Source organism: Finegoldia sp. P3-F-LR (assembly GCF_052932165.1).
Window position 1 is genome coordinate 76,980 of the sequence record NZ_JBRFJE010000004.1, and the last position, 26,495, is coordinate 103,474.

General features: G+C 34.6%; 26 protein-coding genes. 17 read left to right on the forward strand and 9 right to left on the reverse strand.

Annotation, left to right across the window (positions count from 1 at the left end):
* The 7 genes from gyrA to dnaA form a co-directional block, all read right to left on the reverse strand.
* A complete protein-coding gene (gyrA, locus tag ACU68U_RS02880) occupies positions 1-2,421 on the reverse strand; it encodes a DNA gyrase subunit A (protein ID WP_446762717.1) in 2,421 nt (806 codons plus the stop codon).
* A 9-nt stretch (positions 2,422-2,430) separates the two neighbouring features.
* Positions 2,431-4,347 (reverse strand): DNA topoisomerase (ATP-hydrolyzing) subunit B, encoded by a 1,917-nt coding sequence (gyrB, locus tag ACU68U_RS02885; RefSeq protein ID WP_446762718.1) that lies wholly within the window; start codon positions 4,345-4,347, stop codon positions 2,431-2,433.
* Entirely contained in the window at positions 4,347-4,589 is a 243-nt protein-coding gene (locus tag ACU68U_RS02890; RefSeq protein ID WP_094206481.1) for a DUF370 domain-containing protein, read from the reverse strand. Before ACU68U_RS02890 ends, gyrB begins: the two co-directional genes overlap by 1 nt.
* A gap of 1 nt (position 4,590) precedes the next feature.
* Positions 4,591-5,658: a DNA replication/repair protein RecF gene (recF, locus tag ACU68U_RS02895; protein ID WP_446762719.1), complete on the reverse strand. Its 1,068-nt coding sequence runs from the start codon at positions 5,656-5,658 to the stop codon at positions 4,591-4,593.
* Complete coding sequence (gene yaaA / locus ACU68U_RS02900; RefSeq protein WP_446762720.1) at positions 5,658-5,864, reverse strand: S4 domain-containing protein YaaA; 207 nt, start codon at positions 5,862-5,864, stop codon at positions 5,658-5,660. The genes recF and yaaA overlap by 1 nt, the downstream gene beginning before the upstream one ends.
* Positions 5,857-6,960, reverse strand: coding sequence for a DNA polymerase III subunit beta (gene dnaN / locus ACU68U_RS02905; RefSeq protein WP_446762721.1), 1,104 nt, complete (start codon positions 6,958-6,960; stop codon positions 5,857-5,859). The genes yaaA and dnaN overlap by 8 nt, the downstream gene beginning before the upstream one ends.
* A 287-nt stretch (positions 6,961-7,247) precedes the next feature.
* On the reverse strand, positions 7,248-8,693 hold the full coding sequence (gene dnaA / locus ACU68U_RS02910; protein WP_446762722.1) for a chromosomal replication initiator protein DnaA: 1,446 nt from the start codon (positions 8,691-8,693) through the stop codon (positions 7,248-7,250).
* 600 nt (positions 8,694-9,293) lie between these two features.
* On the opposite strand from dnaA, the gene rpmH reads away from it, so the two are divergent.
* The 17 genes from rpmH (at position 9,294) to ACU68U_RS02995 (ending at position 24,042) form a co-directional block, all read left to right on the forward strand.
* The gene (gene rpmH / locus ACU68U_RS02915) at positions 9,294-9,428 is read left to right on the forward strand and encodes a 50S ribosomal protein L34 (RefSeq protein ID WP_094204583.1); all 135 of its coding nucleotides are present in this window, start codon (positions 9,294-9,296) and stop codon (positions 9,426-9,428) included.
* Between the two features lie 29 nt (positions 9,429-9,457).
* Positions 9,458-9,799, forward strand: coding sequence for a ribonuclease P protein component (gene rnpA / locus ACU68U_RS02920; protein ID WP_002835949.1), 342 nt, complete (start codon positions 9,458-9,460; stop codon positions 9,797-9,799).
* On the forward strand, positions 9,787-9,999 hold the full coding sequence (gene yidD / locus ACU68U_RS02925; RefSeq protein WP_094206476.1) for a membrane protein insertion efficiency factor YidD: 213 nt from the start codon (positions 9,787-9,789) through the stop codon (positions 9,997-9,999). Before rnpA ends, yidD begins: the two co-directional genes overlap by 13 nt.
* Positions 10,000-10,014: 15 nt before the next feature.
* Complete coding sequence (locus ACU68U_RS02930) at positions 10,015-10,746, forward strand: YidC/Oxa1 family membrane protein insertase (RefSeq protein WP_316082705.1); 732 nt, start codon at positions 10,015-10,017, stop codon at positions 10,744-10,746.
* Positions 10,743-11,693 carry an RNA-binding cell elongation regulator Jag/EloR gene (gene jag / locus ACU68U_RS02935; RefSeq protein WP_154271745.1) on the forward strand — a complete coding sequence of 317 codons (951 nt, stop codon included), beginning with the start codon at positions 10,743-10,745 and terminating at the stop codon, positions 11,691-11,693. Before ACU68U_RS02930 ends, jag begins: the two co-directional genes overlap by 4 nt.
* 140 nt (positions 11,694-11,833) lie before the next feature.
* Positions 11,834-13,192: a tRNA uridine-5-carboxymethylaminomethyl(34) synthesis GTPase MnmE gene (gene mnmE / locus ACU68U_RS02940; RefSeq protein WP_304067323.1), complete on the forward strand. Its 1,359-nt coding sequence runs from the start codon at positions 11,834-11,836 to the stop codon at positions 13,190-13,192.
* Position 13,193: 1 nt separating this feature from the next.
* Positions 13,194-15,077, forward strand: a complete 1,884-nt coding sequence (gene mnmG / locus ACU68U_RS02945) for a tRNA uridine-5-carboxymethylaminomethyl(34) synthesis enzyme MnmG (protein WP_446762723.1) — start codon at positions 13,194-13,196, stop codon at positions 15,075-15,077.
* Positions 15,077-15,769: a 16S rRNA (guanine(527)-N(7))-methyltransferase RsmG gene (rsmG, locus tag ACU68U_RS02950; protein WP_446762724.1), complete on the forward strand. Its 693-nt coding sequence runs from the start codon at positions 15,077-15,079 to the stop codon at positions 15,767-15,769. The genes mnmG and rsmG overlap by 1 nt, the downstream gene beginning before the upstream one ends.
* A gap of 872 nt (positions 15,770-16,641) precedes the next feature.
* Positions 16,642-17,874: a competence/damage-inducible protein A gene (locus ACU68U_RS02955; protein WP_094206470.1), complete on the forward strand. Its 1,233-nt coding sequence runs from the start codon at positions 16,642-16,644 to the stop codon at positions 17,872-17,874.
* A 52-nt stretch (positions 17,875-17,926) separates the two neighbouring features.
* Positions 17,927-18,673 carry a ParA family protein gene (locus tag ACU68U_RS02960; protein WP_446762725.1) on the forward strand — a complete coding sequence of 249 codons (747 nt, stop codon included), beginning with the start codon at positions 17,927-17,929 and terminating at the stop codon, positions 18,671-18,673.
* Positions 18,673-19,482, forward strand: a complete 810-nt coding sequence (locus ACU68U_RS02965; RefSeq protein WP_094225266.1) for a ParB/RepB/Spo0J family partition protein — start codon at positions 18,673-18,675, stop codon at positions 19,480-19,482. The genes ACU68U_RS02960 and ACU68U_RS02965 overlap by 1 nt, the downstream gene beginning before the upstream one ends.
* A complete protein-coding gene (locus ACU68U_RS02970) occupies positions 19,479-20,114 on the forward strand; it encodes a cyclodeaminase/cyclohydrolase family protein (RefSeq protein WP_094206565.1) in 636 nt (211 codons plus the stop codon). Before ACU68U_RS02965 ends, ACU68U_RS02970 begins: the two co-directional genes overlap by 4 nt.
* Entirely contained in the window at positions 20,114-21,271 is a 1,158-nt protein-coding gene (locus ACU68U_RS02975) for an aminotransferase class V-fold PLP-dependent enzyme (RefSeq protein WP_446762726.1), read from the forward strand. The genes ACU68U_RS02970 and ACU68U_RS02975 overlap by 1 nt, the downstream gene beginning before the upstream one ends.
* Entirely contained in the window at positions 21,258-21,746 is a 489-nt protein-coding gene (locus ACU68U_RS02980; protein ID WP_094204537.1) for a DUF4446 family protein, read from the forward strand. The genes ACU68U_RS02975 and ACU68U_RS02980 overlap by 14 nt, the downstream gene beginning before the upstream one ends.
* Positions 21,747-21,770: 24 nt before the next feature.
* The gene (gene pta / locus ACU68U_RS02985; RefSeq protein ID WP_094204536.1) at positions 21,771-22,742 is read left to right on the forward strand and encodes a phosphate acetyltransferase; all 972 of its coding nucleotides are present in this window, start codon (positions 21,771-21,773) and stop codon (positions 22,740-22,742) included.
* Between the two features lies 1 nt (position 22,743).
* A complete protein-coding gene (locus ACU68U_RS02990) occupies positions 22,744-23,100 on the forward strand; it encodes a hypothetical protein (protein WP_446762727.1) in 357 nt (118 codons plus the stop codon).
* A gap of 33 nt (positions 23,101-23,133) precedes the next feature.
* Positions 23,134-24,042 carry a putative ABC transporter permease gene (locus tag ACU68U_RS02995; RefSeq protein WP_094206563.1) on the forward strand — a complete coding sequence of 303 codons (909 nt, stop codon included), beginning with the start codon at positions 23,134-23,136 and terminating at the stop codon, positions 24,040-24,042.
* A 64-nt stretch (positions 24,043-24,106) separates the two neighbouring features.
* Here ACU68U_RS02995 and mnmH read toward each other — a convergent pair whose 3' ends face one another.
* Both mnmH and ACU68U_RS03005 read right to left on the reverse strand, forming a co-directional pair.
* Entirely contained in the window at positions 24,107-25,126 is a 1,020-nt protein-coding gene (mnmH, locus tag ACU68U_RS03000) for a tRNA 2-selenouridine(34) synthase MnmH (RefSeq protein ID WP_094206562.1), read from the reverse strand.
* A gap of 506 nt (positions 25,127-25,632) precedes the next feature.
* On the reverse strand, positions 25,633-26,364 hold the full coding sequence (locus ACU68U_RS03005) for a TraX family protein (RefSeq protein WP_094206560.1): 732 nt from the start codon (positions 26,362-26,364) through the stop codon (positions 25,633-25,635).
* Between the last annotated feature and the right edge of the window lie 131 nt (positions 26,365-26,495).

Below are 26,495 nucleotides of genomic sequence, written 5' to 3' on the forward strand. Positions count from 1 at the left end.
TTATTCTTCAAAATACTTAGCTACAGCTACTATCGCATCTTCGCCCTTATCTGTATTTTTCAATAATACACCAGATGTTGATCTTGAAAGTGTAGATATTCCTTCCGCTTTAATTCTGATAACCTCAGCTTTTTTACTAATCAAAAGTATCTCATCTTCGTTTTTCAATGCCTTTGCACACGCTACATCTCCTGTTTTCTTGGCGATTTTGTAAGTTCTGATTCCCTTTCCACCTCTGTTTTGTGTAGTATAGTTGGATAATTCAGTCTTCTTACCGTAACCATTTTCACTGATAACTGCCAAGAATTCATTGTCTTTTACCAAATCAAATGAAATAACTTCATCGTCTTTGTTAAGCGTTATAGCCTTTACTCCGATAGCATTTCTGGATAAATCTCTCAATTGATCCACATTAAATTGCAAACTCATACCTTTTTTAGTGACGATAATTACATTTTCATTTTTTTCGACAAGTTTAACATCGATAAGTTCGTCACCTTCGTCAAATTTGATAGCTATAATACCAGTTTTTCTAATATTTTCGTACAAATCCAACGAAGTCTTCTTCACTTTACCATTTTTAGTAATAAATATTATAAATTGATCGTCTTTTTTGTCCTTATCCAACGCCAATACTTGTGTAACACTTTCATCGGCATCGATTTGGATTAGGTTAATAATGTTGGATCCTCTGGCTGTACGGCTTGCTTCTGGCACTTCGTAAGCTTTTAGTGAATAAACTTTTCCTTTATTAGTAAAGAACAATAAATCTTGATGAGTTGTAGTTGCGAACATATCTTTGATGAAATCTCCATCTTTCATTCCCATTGCATTAACACCACGTCCACCTCTGTGTTGAACTTTGTATGCATCTGTGGAAATTCGTTTGATGTAACCTTTGTTAGTGATAGTAATAAACATGTCTTCTTCTTCTAGAAGTTCCATATCTTCAAAATCACCGTCATCTCTTAGAATTTTAGTTCTTCTATCGTCTGAATATTTTGTTTTAATTTCTGATAATTCGTCTTTGATGATATTCAAAAGCAATTGTCTGTTATTCAAAATTTCTGTCAATTGTTCAATCAATGCGCTCAATTCGTCAAATTCATTTTGTAGTTTTTCTTTTTCCAAACCTTGCAATCTTTTAAGTCTCATATCCAAGATTGCTTGGGCTTGAATTTCTGAAAAGCCAAATCTTTGCATCAATTTTTCAAGCGCATCATCGTAACTTGTTCTTATGATGTGGATAATTTCATCGATATTGTCGATTGCTTTCAACAATCCTTCGACTATGTGAATTCTTGCCTTCGCCTTGTTCAAATCGAATTGCGTTCTTCTTCTAACGACTATTTCTTGGTGAACAAGATAATGGTCGATCAATTGTTTCAAATTCAAAACTTTTGGAACACCATTTACAAGTGCAAGGTTAATTATCCCGAATGTAGTTTGCATTTGAGTGTATTTGTACAAGTTATTAAGCACGATATTTGGATTGGCATCTCTTTTTGTTTCGATGACAATTCTCATACCTTTTCTGTCTGATTCGTCTCTCAAATCGCTGATGCCTTCTAATTTCTTTTGTTTTACAAGGTCTGCGATTTTTTTGATTAAATTGGATTTGTTAACTTGGTAAGGAATTTCTGTGACGATTATTTTGTATCTTCCCTTTGATTCCTCAATCCTAGCTTCTGCCCTTAGTTTGACTTTTCCACGTCCTGTTGTGTATGCATTTTTGACTTCTTCAAGTCCCATGATGTTTCCACCTGTTGGAAAATCAGGAGCCTTGATGTGTTTCATCAATTCTTCTATTGTAATATTGGGATTGTCGATTGATGCGATTAATGCATCTATAGTTTCACCTAAGTTGTGTGGAGCCATATTTGTCGCCATACCAACAGCGATACCACTGGATCCATTTACGATTAAGTTAGGAAATCTGGATGGAAGTACAACTGGCTCTTGTTCTTCACCGTCGTAGTTGTCTTGGAAATCAACAGTGTCTTTGTTGATGTCGCGCAACATTTCAAGTGCAAGCTTGTCCATACGCAACTCCGTGTAACGAGGTGCCGCAGCTCCGTCACCGTCGATTGAACCGAAGTTACCTTGACCGTCTACAAGTGGATATCTCATGTTGAAATCCTGTGCAAGTCTTACAACTGCGTCGTAGATTGCGATGTCACCGTGAGGGTGATACTTACCCATAACTTCCCCTACAAGTCTTGCAGACTTGGAGTATTTTCTATCTGGGAACAACCCTTGTTGTTGCATTCCGTAAATTATACGTCTGTGAACAGGTTTTAGTCCGTCTCTTACATCTGGAAGCGCACGAGATACAATTACACTCATAGAATAATCCAAATATGCACTTTCCATTTCCTTTTTCAAATCAGCTGGTTTTATATTGATTTTTCTTTCTGTCATATTATTCTCCTAAGCGTCAATGTTTTGTGCATAAACAGCGTTTTGTTCTATAAATTCTCTTCTTGGTTCTACGTTGTCTCCCATCAAAACATCGAATGTGTTGTCGAGTTCGTTTTCATCTTCTCCGTCGATTTCGACTTTGATTAGGATTCTGTGTTCAGGATTCATTGTAGTATCCCACAATTGTTCTGCGTTCATTTCACCAAGACCTTTGTATCTTTGAACTTTGATGTTACTTCTTTCGCCGTATTTTTCCAAAGCTTCTTCCAATTCTTTTTCTGTGTAGCAATATTCCATTACCTTAACACCTTTGATGATTCCGTAAAGTGGTGGTTGTGCGATGTAGACGTGACCTTTTTCCACTAATGGCTTCATAAATCTGTACAAGAATGTGAGTAGTAGCGTTCTAATGTGAGCTCCGTCGACGTCGGCATCGGTCATTATTACGATTTTGCCGTAACGAAGTTTACTAATGTCGAAGTTTTTGCCAATTCCCGTTCCAAATGCAGTAATCATAGCTTTGATTTCTTCTGAATTCAAAACTCTTTCAAGGTGAGCTTTTTCTACGTTTAAGATTTTACCTCTCAATGGCAAAATAGCTTGGAATTTGTTGTCCCTGCCACCTTTTGCAGAACCACCGGCAGAATCCCCTTCGACAAGGAAGATTTCGTTGTGTTCAATGTCTGAGCTTTGGCAGTCGGCAAGTTTTCCTGGAAGTGTCGTATTGTCAAGCACTGATTTCTTACGAACCAAATCCCTTGCACGTCTTGCGGCAAGTCTCGCTTTTTGAGATGCCAATGCTTTTTGAATGATTGTCTTGACGATTTTTGGGTTTTCTTCAAAATAAAAACTCAAATGTTCGTACACAACGCTGTCTACAACAGTTCTAGCTTCTGAGTTACCCAATTTTCCTTTGGTTTGTCCTTCAAATTGTGGGTTGTTAAGTTTTACTGAAACAACAGCAGTGATACCTTCTCTGACATCATCACCAGATAAGTTATCGTCTTTTTCTTTTAATATGTTTTTATTTCTTGCGTAATCGTTAAGAGCACGAGTAAGTGCAGATTTAAATCCTACAACATGTGTTCCACCGTCAACTGTTTTAATGTTATTAGTAAATGAAACTATAGTTTCGTTATAGCTTTCAGTGTATTGCATAGCTATTTCCACTTTAGTAGTTTCTTTTTCTCCTTCGATATACATAACTTCGTGATCCAAAGGCTTTTTGGATTTGTTGATGTATTCTACAAATGATTTGATACCACCTTCGTAGTGGAACAATTCCTTGTAGCCTTCTCTTTCATCAGCAAATTCTATCTTCACGCCCTTATTCAAAAACGCCATTTCTCTGAATCTTTTTGCAAGAACATTTTTGTCGAAATTCAAAGTTTCAAAAATCGTATTGTCCGGCATAAATTCAATTGTTGTTCCAGTTCCTCTGACATTTTCTTTTATAACAGTAAGTTCTGTAACAGTTTTTCCTTTTTCAAATCTTTGTTCGTACATTTTGCCGTCTCTTTTGACTCTGGCAATAAGATATGTACTTAAAGCATTTACACAACTTACACCAACACCGTGAAGACCACCTGAGTATTGATAAGCGTCGTTTGAAAATTTACCACCCGCATGAAGCACTGTAAGTACAGTTTCAAGCGTTGATTTACCTGTTTTTGGGTGTGTTTCAACTGGAATACCAGAACCATCATCTTCTACAATAACTGAATTGTCCTTTTTTATAGTAACCTTAATCAAATCACACACACCAGCCAACGCCTCATCAATTGAGTTGTCGACTACTTCGTACACCAAATGGTGTAGACCTTTTTCATCAGTAGAACCGATATACATCCCTGGTCTTACACGAACCGGTTCCAATCCTTCTAATACTGTAATCTGATCTGCAGTATATTCTCTATTTTTCTTCATTATATTCCTTTCATAAAGTTATTCATCAAATAATTCCCACTGATATTTGACTTGTAAACTCCTCTATTTGTTATGACTATAGACCTTATAGTAATGTCCTCATCTTCATTCACAAATTCCACGTTTTTCGTATAATCCAAATCATCCTTCTTGAAATCTGTGAAGAACTTGTCCGAGACATTAACCACTGCTATAATCTCATTTTCATCAATTAATGTGTTGTTGCCAATATCCAAATACATATCATTCACCTATTTTTATCGTGTACAACCCTTCTGGAGCTCTTTCTGAAGTCGTCAGAAAAGCTTGAAAATCCTTGATATATCTGATGATGTAGTTGATTCTGTAATCGTCAAGTTCACTGAACACATCATCCAACAAAATAATTGGCAATCTATCATTATAAAATCTACTCAAATCCAATTGTGCAAGCTTCATCGATAAAATAGCAGTTCTCACCTGAGCTTGAGATGCAAAAAACTTAGCCGATTTGTCGTTGATTAAAATATCCAAATCATCACGATGGATACCTAAATTAGTTTGCTTATTTTCCAAATCCTTATCCAAAATATCTACCAAACTCTTGTAATAAGTATTCTTTTGATTAGTCATATCCTCTACATATTCTATCGAAAAATTATTTTCCATGTCCAGCTTATCATTCTCATCACTCAAATTTGAGCACACGTTTTTTGCGATAAGATGAAGCCTTTCGACATAGCTTTTTCTCTTGTGCATAATATATGAGCCCGTGTCTGCCAATTGAATATTCAAAGCCTTAAGCTGTTCATTAAAATACGAATTGTACCTGTGGTTTTTGATGAGCTTATTTCTCTCATCCAACACTTGATTGTACTGTTTCAAAACAGTCCTGTAATAGTTATCCACACCACTTATGGACTCATCCAAGAATTTTCTTCTCAAAGATTTCGATTCTTTTACTATCTTCAAATCATCTGGCTTAAAAACAATACACTCAAAATACTCGTTGTATTCTTTAATTGTATTCACAAAAGCTTCATTCACATTGAATATCTTTTCGTTACTTTTAATAGTAATATCTATCTTATCCTCAAAACCATCATCGTAGACATCCATTACAATACGAGCCTCATCTTCACCGAATTTAATCAAGTGAGAATTGGTATTGGTTTTGAAACTTTTTCCTTTCAAAGCTACATTAATAGCTTCCAAAATATTAGTCTTACCTGAGGCATTTCTGCCTACAATCAGATTCAGACCATCACAAAAATCCAATTCTATTTCACAGAAATTCCTGTAATTATATAATTTTAATTTTTGAACGATCATTATTCGACTACGTATTTCTCTCCTTCAAATTCCACTACATCTCCTGGATAAATCTTCTTGCCGCGTCTTATCTCCACCTCGTCATTAACCTTAACCATGGATTCTTTAATAAGTTCTTTCGCCATGCCACCAGTTTGTGCGATGGATGCGAATTTTAGAAACTGTTCCAATTTTATAAATTCAGACTCAATTTTAACACTAATCATTATTACCTCCTGCAAGTTTTACCGGAAGGACAAGATAAGTGTAATTCGTATCGTTAAGTGGCTTAAACACCATAGGTCTTAGACTTCCACTCATATTCAATGTAATATCGTCATCATCAATAACCTTCAAGCCATCTAACAAATACTTAGCATTAAAAGCAATCTTCAAATCTTCTCCACCGATTTCGCACTTCACATACTCATCGACCTTACCAATATCAGTATTAGATGAAATATGCAATTCATTTCCAGAAAAATCAAGCTTAACCAAGTTTGCCTTGTCTTCTTTTGCCATCAAAGACGCTCTTTCCAACGCCATTTGCAAAGCTCTCTTTTCTATAGTAACGACAGTCGAAAAATCTTGTTTCATAACTTGATTGTAATCGATATATTGACCATCGATTAATCTAGAATAAACATCAGTGTTTTCCAATTTGAAAATAATATTTCCAGTAATAATGTTAAGAGTTATTTCCCCTTCTTCCAAAATCTTGTAAACTTCATTCAAAGCTCTCGCTGGAACAATAGCCTTCATTTCAAACTCACTCACATTACTCATACAATCAAGTGAAACTCTGTAACCATCTAAGGCCACAAATTCAATCCTATCGTTCATAATATTGAACAAAACACCTGTCAAATCTGGTCTTGTTTGGTCCATACTTGTTGCAAATGATGTTTTTCTGATGGAATCTCTAAGTTCAGATTGTTCCAAAGTCAATTTAACATCCTTATCTATATAAGGAAGAGATGGAAATTCGTTTGAATCTTGACCTTGAATGTTGAATTCCGTAGATAAACATTTAATATTGATATTATTATCGTCCACTTCAATATAAATATCATCGTCAGGAAGTTTTCTAATGATATTTCCTATCATTGATGAATTAATTACAATTTGACCTTTTTCGTAGATTTCACAATTTGCTCTAGTATCCACAATAAGTTCCAAATCCGTAGCAACAAGTCTAAGACAATTTTCTTCTGCGATGAACAAAATTCCTTCTAATATCTGAATAGTCGTTCTAGATGACACCGCTTTTTGCACAATATTGATATGTTTAAGTAATTCTTTTTGCGATATTTTTAATTTCATATTTTACCTTTCGTTTATACAAATAATAATAATAGTTAGTAATAGTAGTAGTAGGGCTGTTTGTATTGTGGATAACTCTAGTTTGTTTGTAATTTGTGGTGTTTTATATATTGATAACGATGTGTATATAATTGGCACAAGCTGTGCGATTATCAACATTATCAACTTTTTACAATTTTAGTTTATCACTTTAAAGTTATCAACAACTTATCCACATAGTTATTAATATTAAATTGTGGATAGAAAACTCTAAAATAAACTTATCCACAATCATAAAGTTTAATAAATTAAGAATTTTGAATGTAGTTGATTAGGTTATCAATTTCTTCATCAAATTCTGAACTTTTTTTGATATCATTCTCAATTTTCTTGATTCCATGCATTACTGTTGAGTGATCTTTGCCAAAACTTGAAGCAATACTAACCAAAGAAATATCCAACAATTTTCTGGACACATACATTGCTATTTGCCTTGGATATGCGATTTGTTTGGATCTCTTTTTTGAAAGCAAATCATCTTGACTTACATTGTACCTATCACACACACTCTCAATGATTAAATCTATAGTTACAGGTCTTAATTGAGTGTCTGCGATAAGTTGTTTTAGAACATTTTTTGCCAAATCTAATGTAATGTTGCCATCTCCTATCAGAGTTTTTTGACCTACGACATTCATTACTGCCCCTTCCAACTCACGTATATTGCTTTTGACATTCATAGCAATATAATCGATTATTTCTGGGGTAAGTGATGTATTATTTCTATCTAAATACTCGTTTATAATAGCCACACGTGTTTCGTAATCTGGTGGTTGAATGTCTGCCATTAATCCCCACTCAAAACGCGACACTAACCTCTCTTCCAATGTTTTTATCTCTTTTGGAGGTCTATCACTGGAAAGTATGATTTGCTTGTTGTGGTTGTACAATTCGTTGAATGTGTGGAAAAACTCCTCTTGTGTACCTTGTTTTCCTGCTATAAATTGAATATCGTCAATTAATAGTACGTCTATATTTCGGTATTTTTCTCTAAATTGTGAATTTTTTTTCGTAGATTTATCTCCTATTGAAGATATAAGTTCGTTTGTAAATGATTCACTAGTAGTGTAAATAACCCTAGCTTTTGGGTTATTTTTAAGTATTTCATGAGCAATGGCATGCATCAAGTGAGTCTTACCCAATCCTGCTTTTCCATGAATAAACAATGGATTGTATGCTGTGGCTGGGTTTTGTGCGACTGCAAGTGCTGCGGCTAATGCTAGTTCGTTGTTTTTTCCTTTTACAAATGTATCGAATTTGTATTTGCTGATTAAATTCTTGCCGTAAGGGCTTAAATCAGTTTTTTCTTCTGGTAGTTTTGTTTCAGGTTTTTTGTCTTCTACAGTGTATTTTTCATCTTCTGCTACTTCTTCACTTACTAGAATGGATCGTTGACCATCTATGTTTTGGTTTTGAATTATATTTTCGTCTTTGTAATTATCCATTTCATAACGGTCTATGATGACTACTTTTCTCTTGACATTACTGATGAAATCCAAGTATTTTTGGATATCGTCGTAGTATTTGTTATAGATTGTTTTTTTGGTAAATCTATTTGGAGAAAGCAAAATAAATTCAGTATTTGTTAAATAAAGAGGTTTTAATGGAGCAATCCATGTGTTGAAGTTCAAATCAGACATTTCCTGTTTAAATGTGTTAGATATTTTTAACCAGAGTTCATCTTTGTCGGTCATTTTTCACCTCGTTTTTTTACTTATCAACATATTTATCCACAAAATGATGAGTTATCCACATTAAATAAATAGCTATTTTCCAATTTAAACAAAAAAAATATATAATTTATTCACATTCGCACAACTTATCCACATCAATTTATAGAAAAATAATTGTGGATATTAAATTAGAATATACAGCAAATTCGTGTAGTTTTAAAACAAGAATTCACATAGTATCCACAACTTATCCACAATTTGTTAATAAATGCGTACTTTTCATACTTTTTGATACTTTAATTATAGCAAATTATATCTTTTATTACAAATTTATTGAAAATTTTGATAAATGGTTTTGTGTTTGCTATAACTTATCCCCAAAATGAGTTTAATATTTTAAATTTAGAATGAATTGTGGATAAAAGTTATCCACAAATTTTTGGGTTTTGTGGATTTGGTATTTAAAATGTAAAAATTTTGTTTACAGTAAAATTTTTTGTAACTGTCTTTTTATTCGCGTTTGTCAACAAAAAAGCTTGACAATTGTTATTGTCATAAGTATAATTGGAGTAGTGTTTTTATAGGCAAAAGTCCTTTATTTTATACTAGGAGGTGCGATTGATGAAAAGAACTTATCAACCAAATAACAGAAAAAGAAAAAAAGACCACGGATTTAGAAGTAGAATGGCTACTAGAGGTGGAAGAGCTGTTTTAAAGGCTAGAAGAAGAAAAGGTAGAAAAGTATTATCAGCTTAGGTCACATTCATTGTGGCCTTTAATTTATTATGGATAAAAGTGTAAGGTTAAGAGATAACAGGGAATACAATGTTGTCTACAAGAGGGGAAAGACTTATTATAATAGAAACTTCTCTTTGGTAGTGTACAATTCAAAAAAAGGAACTCGAATCGGATTCTCTGTTACTAAAAAGTACGGCAATGCCGTTGAAAGAAACAGAATCAAGAGGAAACTGAGAGAGATTGTAAGGCTTAATTTCTCTGAGTTTGACAAGGGCTTGGATATGGTTATTATCCCGAAGAAAAACACTGAAGACTTAACTTACAAACAGCTAGAATCTGCATTATTGCACGTTTGTAGAAAGGCATCGAATAAAAAATGTCGAAAGTGATGATATTTTTAATCAAATTTTACCAAAAGGCTATATCGCCGTATTTGGGGCATGGAAAGTGTAAATACTATCCAACTTGTTCACAATATGCGTTGGAGGCTTTCAGAAAAAAGCCGTTTTTCAAGGCGTTAGGGCTTACTATTTGGCGAATTTTAAGATGTAATCCATTTTCAAAAGGCGGATATGACCCACTAAAATAAAAAGGAGTTGTAGAATTGCAAATAATTGCAAATGTATTTGGAACTATTCTTAGGTTTATATATGAAAACATCTCACATGTGATGGCTGAACCTAAAAGTATATCGTATTTTGCGATATCAATTCTTTTATTAACACTTATTTATAAGCTTATAACTCTTCCGGTAACTATTCATACGCAAAAAACTCAAGAACAAAACGCTTTGATGCAACCGGAAATTAAGGAAATTCAAAGAAAATACAAGAACGACCCACAAACTCAACAATTAAAGATGCAAGAATTATACAAGAAGTATAATTTCAATCCTTTAAGTGGTTGTTTGCCAATTATCTTACAAATGGTTTTGGTTTTGGCATTATTTAGAGTAATGAGAGAACCAGGCAAATACATGTTTGATAATGTGGCTAAGATTAACGAGATTGCTCGTAATTTCTTCTGGATACCTGATTTGACTAAACCAGACCCAGTATTATTTGGATTACCTTTAATAAATGCGTTCACTCAATTTTTAGTAGCAAAGATCAGTATGCCTACTAATAACAAGGATAAGAAGTCAAATGAACCTGATCAAATGGAAATGATGAACAAATCAATGATTTATTTCATGCCGATATTTATGTTCTTCATTTCAAGCAAATACGCTTCAGGTTTGATTCTTTATTGGGGATTTTCAAACGTTATAGAAGTTTTAATAAGGTTAATAATTAAAAATAAAGACAAAAAAGATGTTGCGGAGGAAGTTAGATGAGAAGCACAGTAATTAGTGCGAAGACTGTTGAAGAATGTGTCAATAAAGCTTTGGATAAGCTTCAAGCTAATAGAAACGAAGTTAACATCGAAGTTATAAATGAAGCTAAACAAGGTTTTTTGGGCTTGTTTGGAGCAAAGGACGCTGTCGTTAGAGTGTCATTAAAAGACGATGTTAAAGAAAAGGGAACAGGCGATTTTGTGAAGAATATCCTAAACTCTGACTCTAACTCAGTTGAAACAGAACAAAAAGAAGATACTAAAGTTATAGAAGATAAAAAAATTGTAGAAGAAGTTGAAGAAACTAAATCTACAGAAGATGATAAGGAAGAAATCGTAGAAAAATCAGCAAAACCAGTAGAACCAGTAGAACCAACAAAACCAGCAAAACCAGTAGAAGCTGAAGAAGTTAAAGAAACTGAAGAAGCTGTAAAATCTGAAGAAACTGAAGAAGAACAAGAAGCTGAATCTGATGTTACTATTGATAGAAACGACGAACTTTTCATCACAAGCAAGAATTTCTTGAAACAAATGATTGAAGATATGGGAATTGATTGCGATATCGAATCTAGAACTGAAGGAAATATGATTAAGTTCAATATTATGTGTTCAGAAGAATCTGATATCGGAATTATCATAGGAAAAAGAGGGGAAACATTGGATTCTCTTCAATATATCGTAAACTTGGTTACTAATAGAAACAGTGATACTTATATAAGAGTTATTTTGGATTGTAACCAATACAGATCAAAAAGAGAAAGATCTCTTCAAAAATTAGCTAGAAGATTAGCTGACAAGGCTGTTCAAACAGGAAGAGATATCAAGCTTGAACCTATGAATCCATACGAAAGAAGAATCATACACACTTATCTTCAAAACGACGAAAAAGTGAATACATTCTCTCAAGGCAATGAGCCTAATAGAAGAGTTATTATTAAAAGAAAATAAATTACAAGACTACATATCTTAGGTATGTGGTCTTTTTTTGTGGGATGTTTAATTTGTTGAAATTAGGCTCTTATTTATTTGTAATCATTTTGTATGATATAATATAATATTGCTATAAAGAATGAAAGGATAGACTAAATATGGACGATTGTATTGCAGCTATTAGCTCTGCTACTGGAGAAGCGGGAATTGGCATTGTTCGAATGACTGGAGAGGGTTGTGTGGATGTGCTTGATTCTGTGTTCAAAAGAGCAAATGATAATGCTGATTTTATAAATAGAAAAATGACTTATGGCCACATTGTTGACGATAATGAGATCGTCGATGAGGTCTTGGTTTGTTATATGAAGGCTCCGCACACATACACGCGTGAGGATGTCGTGGAGATTTACACTCATGGTGGGGTTGTCGCTGTGAGAAAGGTGTTGGAAGTTCTATTAAACAACGGTGCAAGACTTGCTGAGGCAGGTGAGTTCACTAAGAGGGCTTTCTTAAACGGTAGGATTGATTTGTCTCAAGCTGAGGCTATTATCGATATGATTAAGGCAAAGACTGACAAGGCATATTCCGTGAGTATGAAGCAGTTGGAGGGTAGTGTTAACAGAAATATCAAACAGTTGAGAGACCAATTGTTGGATATGCTATCTCATGTGGAGTATTCGATTAATTTTACTGAAGATATGCAGGACGAATTGGACAACACTCCTGTTTTGAACGAGGGCAAGGAAGTTTTGGATAAGCTTAAAAAGCTTTCTGAGAGTGCAAACAGAGGCAGAATTATCAGAGATGGTATCAATACTACGATAATTGGCAAGCCAAATGTAGGCAAATCTTCTTTGTTGAATGCTTTGTTGAAGGAAAACAGAGCTATTGTGACGGATATTCCCGGTACTACTCGTGATGTTATCGAGGAATACATCGATTTGGATGGGATAAGTCTTAAGATTAACGATACTGCAGGTATCAGAGATACTGAGGATATCGTGGAGAAAATCGGTGTCGAAAAATCTGTGTCTTTTATTTCTGATTCAGATTTGATTATTGCGATTTTTGATTCTTCGAGAGAGTTTGACGATGAGGATAGGAAGATTTTGGATCTTATTAGAGATAAAAAGTCGATTGTTTTGTTAAACAAGATTGATTTGGATGGTGGATTTGATTTCGATGAAAACTTGGAAGGAATCGAGGTCATTCACACTTCAATCAAAAACAACGAGGGTATCGAGGATTTAGAAAACAAGATTATAGAGATGTTTAACGACGGATATATTGAAGCTAATAACGACAATATTATTACTAACATTAGACATAGAGATATTATTAACAAAGCTATTAAATCTTTGGAGAGTTCTCTACACGATATGGAAGCTGGCGTTCCTATTGATTGTTTCGAGGTTGATTTGAGAAATGCTTGGGAAATTCTAGGCGAAATCACTGGAGAAACTGTGGATGACGATGTATTGAATAAGATTTTTAGCGATTTTTGTATAGGTAAATAAAATGGATAGATTATATTATGAAAATCCCTACGATGTTGTGGTTGTAGGCGCAGGTCACGCTGGTTGCGAGGCTGCGTTGGCTACAGCGAGGTTGGGATTAAAAACAGCGATTATGAGTATTAGTTTGGATTCGGTGGCTGATTTGCCATGTAATCCGAACATTGGTGGCACTGGAAAGGGTCACTTGGTGAAGGAAGTTGACGCATTAGGTGGCGAGATGGGTCTTGTTATCGACAAGACGTACATTCAATCGAGAATGTTGAACACTTCCAAGGGTCCTGCGGTTCACTCATTGAGGGTTCAAGCAGACAAGAGAAAATACCACGATGAGATGAAAAGCGTGTTGGAAAACACAGAGAACTTGGATTTGATTGAAGCTGAAGTTGTGGATATTGGGGTTGAAGACAACAAAATAAAGTCGATTACAACTGCACAAGGGGCTATTTTCCCTACAAGAGCTGTGATTCTTGCGACTGGGACATATCTGAAAGGGCTTGTGATGATGGGAGAATACACTTATGAATCAGGGCCTCACGGTATGAAATCATCTAAGAAATTGTCAGATTCTTTGAAGAGGTTGGGAATTGAACTTAGAAGATTCAAGACTGGTACTCCTGCGAGAGTTCACAAGGACAGTTTGAACTACGAAGTGATGACTGTGCAACCTGGTGATGACGATGTTATTCCTTTTTCGTTTTTGAATGACGGCAAGGATATTTCAAAGAAGCAAGAAAACTGCTATTTGACCTACACTACACTTAAAACAAAGCAAATTATTGAGGATAATTTGGAGAGATCTCCGATGTATGCTGGAATTGTAAAGGGTGTGGGTCCACGTTATTGTCCTTCGATTGAAGACAAAATCGTGAGATTTCCAGACCGTGATGAGCATCAAGTATTTGTGGAACCTGAAGGTTTGAGCACGAAGGAAATGTACATTCAAGGCGTGTCATCGACTCTTCCAGAAGAGGTGCAAAAAGAAATGTACAAGACAATCATTGGTTTCGAAAACGTGAGATTTATGAGAAGTGCGTACGGAATCGAATATGATTGCATCGACCCTACTATATTAAAGAGGACTTTGGAACATTTGGAAATCAATAATTTGTTCTTTGCGGGACAAATCAACGGATCCAGTGGATACGAAGAAGCTGCCGGTCAAGGAATTATCGCAGGTATCAATGCTGCTATGAATTTGCTTGGCAAAGAGCCATTTGTACTGGACAGATCCGACGCGTACATTGGCGTATTGATAGACGATTTGGTAACCAAAGGAACTAACGAGCCGTACAGGATGATGACAAGCAGATGCGAGTATCGATTGACTTTGAGACAAGACAACGCTGATTTGCGATTGACTGAAAGAGCGCACGCGATTGGACTTGCAACGGACGAAAGATATGAGAAAATGCTTCACAAGAAGAAGACGATTGATGATGAAATCGAGAGATTGAAGTCAATCATGGTGACTCCAACAGAAGAAACTAACGAAAAACTGAGAAAACTTGGTTCATCAGAACTAAAAACTGGAATCACTTTGTTGGATTTAATCAAAAGACCAGAATTAACTTACGATAAAACAGAAGAATTTGACGCTGAAAGACCAGAATTACCGAGATATTTGAGATTACAAGTGGAAACTCACATCAAATACGAGGGCTACATTGCAAAACAAATGAGCCAAATCAAGCAATTTAAAAAGCTTGAAAACAGAAAATTGGATATGATTGAGGATTACAAGGAAGTTATGGGGCTTTCCAACGAAGCTGTGCAAAAACTCAACGACATCAAACCAGAATCGTTGGGACAAGCGAGCAGAATTAGCGGTGTGAGTCCATCTGACATCAATGTTTTATTGATATATATGGAAACGAGGAAGAAATAATGTCACTGAAAGAAACATTGAACGATTACGATATACAATTGGATGACAATCAGATTGATTTGCTGTTGAAATACATGGATTTGGTTTTGGAAAAGAACAAGGTAATGAATTTGACTGCGATCACTGATGAAGAAATGTTTCACGTGAAACATTTTGTGGATTCCTTGTATGTATTGAATTTGTTCGATTTTGAAGAAAACAAAACGATAATTGACGTGGGAACTGGTGCAGGATTTCCTGCAATTCCAATAAAAATAGCGAGAAATGATTTGAAGTTCACACTGCTCGACAGTTTAAGAAAAAGAGTTGACTTCTTAAAGGATGTTATAGATGAACTACAACTTACAGACATCAAAGCAGTCCACGAAAGAGCAGAGGAATGCACGAGAACTGCTGAATACAGAGAACGATACGATTATTGTATATCACGTGCAGTGTCAAAACTTGACACGTTAGCTGAGTTCTGTTTACCATTTGTAAAAGTCGGAGGATACATGATAGCCATGAAGGGCAAATCCGACGAAACAGACGTAGGAGAGAACGCAATCAAAATCCTCGGTGGTAAAATAGAACAAGCTATTGATTACAAAATAGATGACGAGGATAGAAGCTTGGTTGTCATCAAGAAAATCAAAGAAACGCCGAAGAAATACCCACGAGGTGGCGGCAAACCTAAGAAAAACCCGCTATAAATAACGGATTTTGAAAAAAATGCTTCACAATAATAAGCAGAAAACCGAATTTAATATAAAGACAGGGACAAGTTTACTGTAATTGCTAAAAGTAGAAGAACATTTTGCACGAATATCTGACTCCATAAATTGGTGATTTGTTAATCTCGAACCACTAAAATCCAAAACTCGAGCTAAAGCTCTCAAACAGTTGGATTTTTGACGTGGTTCTTCGATGTAAAATCACAACAATTTATTACGTATGATATTCTTAGCGAAAGTGTATTCTACTTTTTTGTTTCGCTAGATTTATGAAGAAAAAGGAAAAAGTAGTCGTATTTATGGAAATTTGATTGCTACTAGAGAGGAAAGAATATTTCACAATAATAAGCAGAAAACCGGATTGGCTCAAATATCTAGCTTACGAAAACAAACAAATTCTAAGCTTGTGAATCTAAAATTGCAAACTCGCTAACGCTCAGACAGTGCAATTTCTTAACGATTCACTTCGCTTGAATTTGAGGTTGTTTTCTCCAGATGATATTTTCCGTCAATCGCGGTAATCTGCTTTTTGTTTGCGGGGATTTATGAGGAAAAGAAAAAAATATTTCTCGTGGGATTTTGATTGCTACGGGAGAGGCAAGAATGCATTCTACTTTTTTGTTTCGATAGATTTAAGAGGAAAAGAGAAAAGATATTTCTCGTAAGATTTTTAATGCTACGAGAGAGAAGAATGTTTTTCTATTTTTGAATTAAAATGTTTCACGTGAAACATTACAAACAAATTTTTATTAGTGATATAATTTAATTGTAAATCGAAGAAAAAAAACGACGCTCTGAGAGGCGTTTTAACAGACGAAAATAAAATATAGGTAATAAACTATGGAGGAGATATGAAAGTTCAAATAATAGCCGTTGGGACGGAATTATTGCTTGGTGACACTTTGGATACGAATTCTAACTACCTTTCTATCAAAATGAAGGAGTTGGGGTTTGATGTGTACAAGAGGGTTGTGGTTGGAGATAATTACGACAGGCTTTACAAGGAAATTAAAGATGGTTTACAACAAAATGATTTGATTATAACGACTGGTGGTTTGGGGCCGACTGAAGATGACATTACAAAAAAATGCTGCTGTGATTGTCTTGGCAAGGAAATGGTGCTTAATGAAAAAAGCTATGCTAAATTGAGGAATTATTTTAACGAAGACGAAAAGGCGATACAAGGCAATATCAAACAATGTATGTTTCCAGAAGATGCGATTGTTTTTGAAAACTTCAATGGAACAGCAGATTGTGCAATGATTGAACATAATGGAAAGAGAATATTATTTCTTCCAGGTCCACCAGCTGAGATGAAACCTATTTATGAACAACAAGTGCAAAAAGTTCTGGAGCAATTTGCAACAGACTGTATTATTTCTGAAACTTTGAATATATCCATACTTGGAGAATGGGACATGAACGAGAGGGTCAAGGATATCATTGAATCTTCAAATAATCCTACGGTCGCTCCGTATTTTAAGAAAGACAAGAGAATACTTCGAATAACTGCAAAAGCATGTGACAGACAAACTGCTCTTAAGATGATTGATGCAAAGAAAAAAGAGCTTAGAGAAAGACTGGGCATGTATGTTTTTGGAGAAAATGATGAAACAATTGAAGAATCAGTCTATAAGGTGTTGAAAGAATACGATTTGTCGATTATGACATCAGAATCCATTACAGGTGGTATGATTGCATCAAAGCTTGTGAATGTGTCTGGAGTTAGCGATTATTTGAAAAGGTCATTGGTGGTGTATTCTAATGAGGCTAAGATAGATCTGCTTGGCGTTAAGGCTGAAACTATAGACACATACGGTGTTGTTAGTGAAAATGTCGCGTTTGAGATGGTTGAGAGAATGTTTGAAAAATTTGGAGTTGACTGTGCGATTTCTACGACAGGTTACGCTTCAGGAGAAAACGCTGGGCTTGTTTATGTTGGTTTGGGATACAAAAATGTGATAAAAACACTAAAATTACAGCTTCATGGAGAACGAAATAAAATCAGAAATAGAGTTTCAAATCGTGCTTTGGCAGAGCTGAGGTTAATGATTTTAGAAAATGTTTCACGTGAAACATTTTAAAATAAAATACAACTTTATTTGTGCTATAATAAATATGAAAGGAGCTGTAAATTTGAAAACAATATGTGTATTTAATCAAAAAGGTGGAGTGGGAAAAACTACTACCGTCGTTAATTTGTCAGCAGCTCTTGGTTTGAAAGGAAAAAAAGTACTTGTAGTGGATTTGGATCCGCAAGGTAACACGACTTCAGGCTTTGGAATTAATAAGTTTGAGCTTCAAAAAAGCATTTACGATTTGATGGTTCATGACGATTTTGATGAAGATTTTATTATCAAAACTGAAGAAAAAAACGTGGATATAATCCCAGCAACGTCTGATTTGTCAGGGGTTGAGGTGGAACTTATAAACACTGATGATAAAGAAAAAGTGTTATTTAATATACTTTCTAATGTGAGTGGATATGATTTTTGCTTTATAGATTGCCCTCCTTCATTGGGGACGTTGTCTATAAACGCATTGGTGGCGGCAGATTCTGTCCTTATACCTATCCAATGTGAGTTTTATGCGCTTGAAGGCGTAAGTCAACTTATGAATACTATTAATTTGGTGAGAAGTTCACTCAATGAAAACTTAGAAATAGAAGGTATTGTTATGAGTATGTTTGATGGTAGAAATAATCTTAGTTTGGAAGTGGTGGAAGAAGTCAAGAAATACTTCAAGGACAAGGTGTTTACGACTATGATACCGCGTAATATAAGGTTAGCAGAAGCTCCAAGCTATGGAATGAGTGCGTTATCTTACGACAAAAATTCCAAAGGATCTATTGCTTATACGAGACTAGCGGAGGAATTTTTATAATGGTTAGGAAAAAGGGATTAGGAAGAGGCTTAGACGCTTTAATACCACAAAATATTATAGAAACGACAAGTTCTGACTCGATTGTTAATATCGAATTATCAAAAATAATTAGAAGAGAAGATCAACCAAGAACACATTTTGAAAAAGATAAAATACGTGAGTTAGCAAATTCTATCAAAGAGTACGGAGTAATATCTCCGATTATCGTTCGAAAAAAGGACGAAAAATACGAGATTATCGCCGGAGAAAGAAGGTTTTTGGCAAGCTTAGAGGCTGGTTTATCTGAGATTCCTGCAATTGTTAAGGAAATGGAAGATAGTGAAGTGGCAGAGGTGTCGCTTATCGAAAACATTCAACGTGAGGATTTGAATGCTGTTGAAGAGGCTGTGGCTTACAAAAACTTGATGGAAAACTATAATTTAACTCAAAAAGAATTGGCAGACAAATTGTCCAAATCAAGGTCATATATTGCAAATACATTGAGACTTCTTAACTTAGATGAGTTGTCATTGGAACACTTAAAAAAAGGCGACATCACATCATCACAAGCTAGAAGTTTACTTGCTATTGACGATATGAAAAAGAGAAAAGCGTTATTGGACAAGCTATTATCCAAGAAGACAAATGTTAGAGAAATCGAAAAAGTGTCCAAGGAAACAGACCCGTTTTTGTTGGATTTGCAAAACAGGTTTTTGGAGAAATTCTCTACAAAGGTTAGAATTAAGCCAAGAAGAAAAGGCGGAAGTATAGAGATAGAATATCTATCTAATGAAGATTTAGAAAGGATTATGGAGATATTAGAGCTATGATGTTTATGGATCAAACTTTAGAAGAATTTATTAAAAATGTAAACTCAAAGGAACTTCCAGGTGGGGGTTCTATAAGTGCGTTGACTGCGCTTTTGGGAGTAGGTATTGGAAACATGAGTTTCTATCTAACTGAAGACAAGAAATCTTTCAAAGCATTAGACGATGAAACTCAACAAGAAATCAGAAGTCATGTAGACAGACTTACTGAAATTATTGAAGAATTAAAGGAAAAAATGGTTGAAGATACTAAAAGCTTTGACTCTGTTCTTCAAGCATACAAACTACCTAAGGAAACAGACGAAGAAAAAGCTTACAGAAAGAAAATGATAGCTGATGGATATATCATCGCTACAGAATCTCCAATGTCTTCTGCTAGAATTATGATGGAAGCAATGGAACTTGTAAAACAAATTGCAAAATATATCGATAAATATGCAATAACAGACCTTTTAGCAAGTGCATATTTATTACATTCTAGCATGAAATCAGTAATGTTGAACGCTAAAATCAACATGAAACAACTTGGAGATAGTAAGAAAGTAGCTGATGAAATCACAGCATTAGAAGACAAATCAGAAGTTTTATTGAGAGAAATTGAAGAAGTTTCATACAAAAAAATAGGTGAGGTATAATGACTTATTTTGATAATGCTGCGACGAGTTTTCCAAAACCTGAGATAGTTTATGAAAAACTCGATGAAGCAATGAGAGAATTTGCCGCAAATCCGGGAAGAAGTGGACATAAATTGTCACTTAAAATGGATAGGGCGATTTTTAATTCTAGAATGAACATCACAGAATTTGTCGGCGGAACGAATCCTCTTAATTTGATTTTCACATTGAACTGTACAGATAGCTTGAACATGGCAATCAAAGGGCTTGTTAAAAAAGGAGACCACGTTATCACGACATCTTTGGAACACAACTCAGTTATTCGACCTCTTCACAAAATGCAAGAAGATGGATTTATCGATTTGACTGTTGTGTATGCGGACGAACGTGGGATTTTGGATGTCAACAAAATCGAAGAAGCAATCACTGACAAGACCAGAGTTTGCGTGACAACTGCTATGAGTAACTTGACAGGAACCATCGTTGATTTCTGCAAGATCGGCGAAATTATGCACGCTCACGATATTTTGTACATTGTGGATGCTGCACAAGCTATGGGATATTTGGATTTTGATATGAAAAATATGCCGATAGATGTGTTGTGTTTTCCTGGACACAAATCGTTGTTTGGACCAATGGGAACGGGAGCTATGTATATAAAAGAAGGAATTGATGTCAAAAGCTTAAAACAAGGCGGAACTGGCTCGCATTCACAAGATTTGGAACAACCTGACGAATATCCTGACAGATTAGAAGCTGGAACTATCAACGGACCTGCGATTTATGCACTTTCTGCAGGAGTTGATTTCATCAAACAAGAAGGTTTGAAAAACATTAGAGATCATGAAAATAGTCTTAAAGACAGATTTATAAATGGTTTGAAAGACGAAAAAGGTATCACATTATACGGAAGTTTGGATGAACACCAAGGACCAGTAGTGCCTGTGAATGTTGAAGGAATAGGCTCTAGCCAATTGGCATACATCCTAGATGACAAATACGATATCGCAACAAGAGCTGGAATTCACTGTGCGCCACTTGCACACAAGACGATTCATACACAAGACATCGGTGCAGTTAGGTTCTCATTTGGCCATTTCAACACTGAAGAAGAAGTGGACAAGGCGATTGAAGCGTTGAAAGAAATCAACAGAGGAGACAAAGATGGGGCTATCTAGTGCTATGAACACAATATTGATAATTCTTATGGTGTTTGTGGTATTAGTTTCCGTGATAAATTTCCGTAAAATCAACATCGTCAACAAAAAAGTCAACAGGGTCAAAAGAAGATACGATGCGCTTTTCAGAGCACAAGATGGTGACATTGAAGATATTTTGAATCAAAATTCTACAGATATCGTGGCAAATCAAAAAAGAATCGAAGAATTGTCCAAAACATTGGAATCTGTGGAAACTTTACAAGCAATATCACTTCAAAAAATCGGACTTGTTAACTATGATGCGTTTGAGTATTTGACTAACAAACTTTCATATTCACTATGTTTGTTGGATGCCAATGACAACGGGCTTATAATCACATCGATTTTCGGAAGAGAACAATCTACAAGCTACATCAAAATCATAACAAACGCTAAATGTAGCGAAAAACTAAGCGAAGAAGAAAATGAAGCTTTGAAGAAAGCTTTAAAATAGAACATTATTATAAAGGAGAAGAAAATGGATATATTTGAATCATTGAAATCAAAAATCTCAGGCAAAAACTTAAAGATAGTATTTCCTGAAGGAGAAGAATTAAGAATTTTAAAAGCAGTAGCGAGATTGAACGAAGAAAAAATCATTACTCCTGTAATTTTAGGTGATGAAGAAAAAATCAAAGAATTAGCAAACCAAGAAAACTTGAACATTGAAGGGGTTAAAATCATCAATCCACTAAATGCTTCTGATTTCGATGAAAAAGTAGACAAATTTGTTGAAAGACGTAAAGGCAAAAACACTGAAGAACAAGCAAGAACTATGCTTAAAGATGTAAACTACTACGGAACAATGATGCTTTATTGTGACGAAGTAGACGGACTTGTATCAGGCGCAGTTCACTCAACTGGAGACACTGTAAAACCAGCACTTCAAATCATCAAAACAAAACCAGGTACAAAACTTGTATCAGGAGCAATGGTTATGATTGGACCAAACGGCGAAAGATACGTATTCTCAGACATCGCCATCAACATCGAATTGTCCGAAGAACAATTAGCAGAAGTTGGGGTTGTAAGTGCTGAAACTGCAAAACTATACGATATCGATCCAAAAGTTGCATTCCTTTCATTCTCTACAAAAGGTTCTGCAAAACACTCATTTGCAGAAAAAGTTGCCAACGCTACTAAACTTGCCCAAGAAATGGCACCAGAACTTCCAATCGATGGAGAATTACAATTTGACGCTAGTATCGTTGAATCTGTAGGAAAACAAAAAGCTCCAGGTTCAAACGTAGCAGGTCATGCAAATGTGTTCGTATTTCCAGATTTACAAGCAGGTAACATTGGATACAAAATCGCTCAAAGATTAGGAAAATTCGAAGCAATAGGACCAATCCTTCAAGGAATGGCAAAACCAGTTAACGATTTGTCTCGTGGTTGCAACGAAGAAGACGTGTACAAGCTAGCTATAATAACAGCTGCTCAAGCATTATAAAGTGAAAAATAATAGACTGTTAACGCTAATAACATATGTCATATTCTTGCTGTTTTCTGGATTTTTAGTAGAAATCGCAGTATCAGGTAAGAATTTCACAAGAATTATGCTAGTAGTTTTCGTAGCATCGTTATTAGTCGTGACTAAAATGATTTACGACAGAAGAGATGAGGACATATCATCTTTGAAGGAATTGAGATTGTATTTGGTTGCAAGTGCAGTGGTTTCCATAATGGCAATAGTCAAATATTTGAAAGAATTTTCGTTTAGTAGAATATATATGCCATTTGCGTTTGCAATAATCATACATCTAGTTTATACAATAATATACAAAAATAAATCAAAAACACAAAGATAGGTGAAAGCCTATCTTTGTCTTTAAGGAGATAAAATGGAGTTAATTAATTTCATATATATGTTCTTCTTTTATGCAGTTTTTGGATATATTTGGGAAGTAATCTGGGTAAGCGCTGGACAGAAAAAACTTACTAACAGAGGATTCTTGTACGGGCCATTACTTCCGATATATGGGTTTGGAGCAGTGTTCATCACGCTTTTTGTGGATCACGCAATAGAGAGATTTAACGATTCTTACATCGTAATATTTTTCTCGGGATTGATAATTGCAACGGCATTGGAGTTTATAACGGGATATTTGATTGAAAAAATATTCAAAGTAAGATATTGGGATTACACAGAAAGATTTATGAACATAAAAGGGCTGATATGCCTCAGATCATCACTGTTTTTCGGAGTTATGTCCATATTCATGATGAATTATTCCAACAAATACATACTTGAACTCACTGAAAAAATCAAAAACAGCAACTACAACTTCGTGATTTACATTCTTATAGCTATATTTTCAGTAGATGTTGTGATTTCAGTAAAACAAGCTTATGGATTTAGATATATAATTGAATATCAAGAAAAAATGGAATCCTACTTAAAAGAAATCAGAAAAGATGTCAAGCTCAAAGCGTTGGAAGGATCACAAACACTTGAAGCTGATTTGTCGGAAATAAGGACTGCTCTTCGAGACAGGATAGAACATGTGGAAATCAAGAAATCCTTCATAGAAAACAGCGCCAAAATATTAGAAGACAGAATTGAAAGAGAAACCAACCTCAAAGAAAAGCTCAAAACCTTGTTGGATGAAAGAGTTGAAAGCGCTGAAAAGGTCGATTTAATCCACGATAGAATCGACAAAGTCTATGATAAAAGGCTTAAAAGATTACAAACTCACCAAAAAAACATACAAAGAGTTGCAAAGAGAAACGATATAACTTACAAAAAATAAAAATAAGCAGATGTCTTATATAGCATCTGCTTTTGTTGTACTAAAAACACATATTTATACAGAATTATTTTGCATAAAATTCCATTATTTCTTCAGCGCATTTTCCGCTGTTGACGTTATTTATTTCCAGTTCAAAATCTTTTGCTTTGACTGCGTAATTGATATCGTAGTATTTCGTAATTAAAGTTTCTATCACATAATCGTAGTCTTTGTCCTCTAGTTTATCAATCAAAATGGAGGAGTTATTGTTGCCAATGTATTTGGACAAATGATTTATCCCTTTTTTGATATCCTCCAAAGCATCGGCATTTTTCAAATAATCTGTTTTTATTCTATCTATTCTATCTTGAAGGCTTGAATTTATCATAACTTGATGATGTGAACCGTTGTATTTTTGTCTCAAAGATTTGGGAACATTAATTCTTCCTATTTTGCTACTTTCACATTCCACAAAAACAGGAGAATTATCAAAACTTTTGAGCTTATCGAACAACAAACTTTCGAACATTTTTTGCGATGGTTGATTTTTCAATCCGGCATTTCCAAGGATGGAGCCTCTATGGTTTGCAAGTTGTTCCAAGTTGAGGACGTTTTTGTGAGAATTTTCTAAAATATTCAGAATTTCTGTCTTTCCAACACCAGTGTAGCCTTTGATATTTACGTATTCGTGTGAATTAATAAGCTTATCTAAGTTTTCAATAATATATTTACGATAAGCTTTGTATCCTCCTTTTAGCCTGTAAATGTCAAGTCCCATTGATTTCATTATGTTAAAAAGCACAGTACTTCTCATGGAACCTCTGTAGCAAAACAAGCACACGTTGTGATTTTCGCTCAAATCCAACAACTTCACGTAAATGTCTTCTAGTTTTACAGATGCATATCTTATCGCCAATTTCTTTGCACATTCGTGATCTCCTGCATCATAAATCGTTGAGATTTCCACTCTTTCGTCGTTATTTAGTATCGGAATATTAATAGAACCGGGTATAGTTTCTTTCTGAAACTCGTACTCGCTTCTAACATCGACAAATATTATATTTTCCATATTTATAAGTTCTTCATAAGTATTTGCTACAAACATTTTGGCCTCCAAAATACTAATTATACACCTTTTATTGCGTTTGTAAAAGGTGTTGGAAACAAATAGTGGAAATTTTTTGGCTGATTATATATATGATAGCGTGTTCAATAATACAAATATCTAACTAAAACTAGTGATAAATAGAAAATATTATGATAAAATTAAATTAATCAAAAGAAGGTGTGTGACTATGAAAAATATTGCGTATATTTGTAAATGGTGCTTGGGAGTGTGTTTTGCATTAATCACTTTATATGTAATAAAAATATGTATATTTGGTGATTATATCCCAGAAGCATTAATTGCTATAGCACTACCATTGTCAATTGTATTAGTAGCTATATCAATTCTATTTTTCTCTATAGGATATGAGAATAGAGCGTAGATATCAGAAGATGAATATTAAAAATTGTTGATAGATGTAAAAAAATGTACCCTCATTATTGGAATAACCATTAATGAGGGTATTTTCAGTAAAAAAGAACTTGCAAATAGCAAGTTCCCAATTAAAAATTAAAATACATTCTAATAAGTCCAAGTATCAATATATGAACTGGATAGAATAGATAATTTATCAATTTGTTTTGTTTTCCACGTTTTCCGTTGTAAGTCACAGTAAAGGCGAATCCCAAGAAGGAATACACTTCTTTGATAATCGACAAATATCCAAGACCTGCGGAAATCACAGGCTTGTCGTAGAAAATGTAGAACAAATAAGCTAGAATTATCGCGTGATAATCGTAGTCCAAGCTCAAATACATTGCCAAGAATCCGAAAACAGCGACGATTATTACAGATGCACCGTACCAAAGTATCCTGTTTTTAAACTTATCTTTAATATAATCAATTATCCACACAGTTACAAGACACAAAGCCAACGTGAACATCATATTGTTCCAATATGGATCGAAGAATACCTTCGATGTGAAAATATCGAACGGAACCTCAGAAATTATCCCAAAAATCACCAAGTTTCTGAGATATTTCGCCCTGTCGTGTGTCTTGAAAAATCCTTCAACAATGAAAAATATAAAAATAGGAAATGCAATTCTTCCTAATATCGATAGAAAGTTCGATATATACAACAATGCTCCTTTTCCATTTAAAAAATGCGTTACAATCGAGTTGTTAACATGATCTATCAGCATTGATGTAAACGCAATGTATTTTAGCTGAGCTGCGTTAAATATCTGAAACTTCTTTAATTTATCGTGTTCAAATCTTTTATTTATATCCATTTGTCCTCCTCGTATAATATAGTTGTAGTAATGAATACTACATTTTATTCTCAATCCCACTTTCATATGGGATAATAATTGTATAGATAGAGGTCGTAGCTATCCTCCTTGAAGCTAGTCTTCCTATTTAA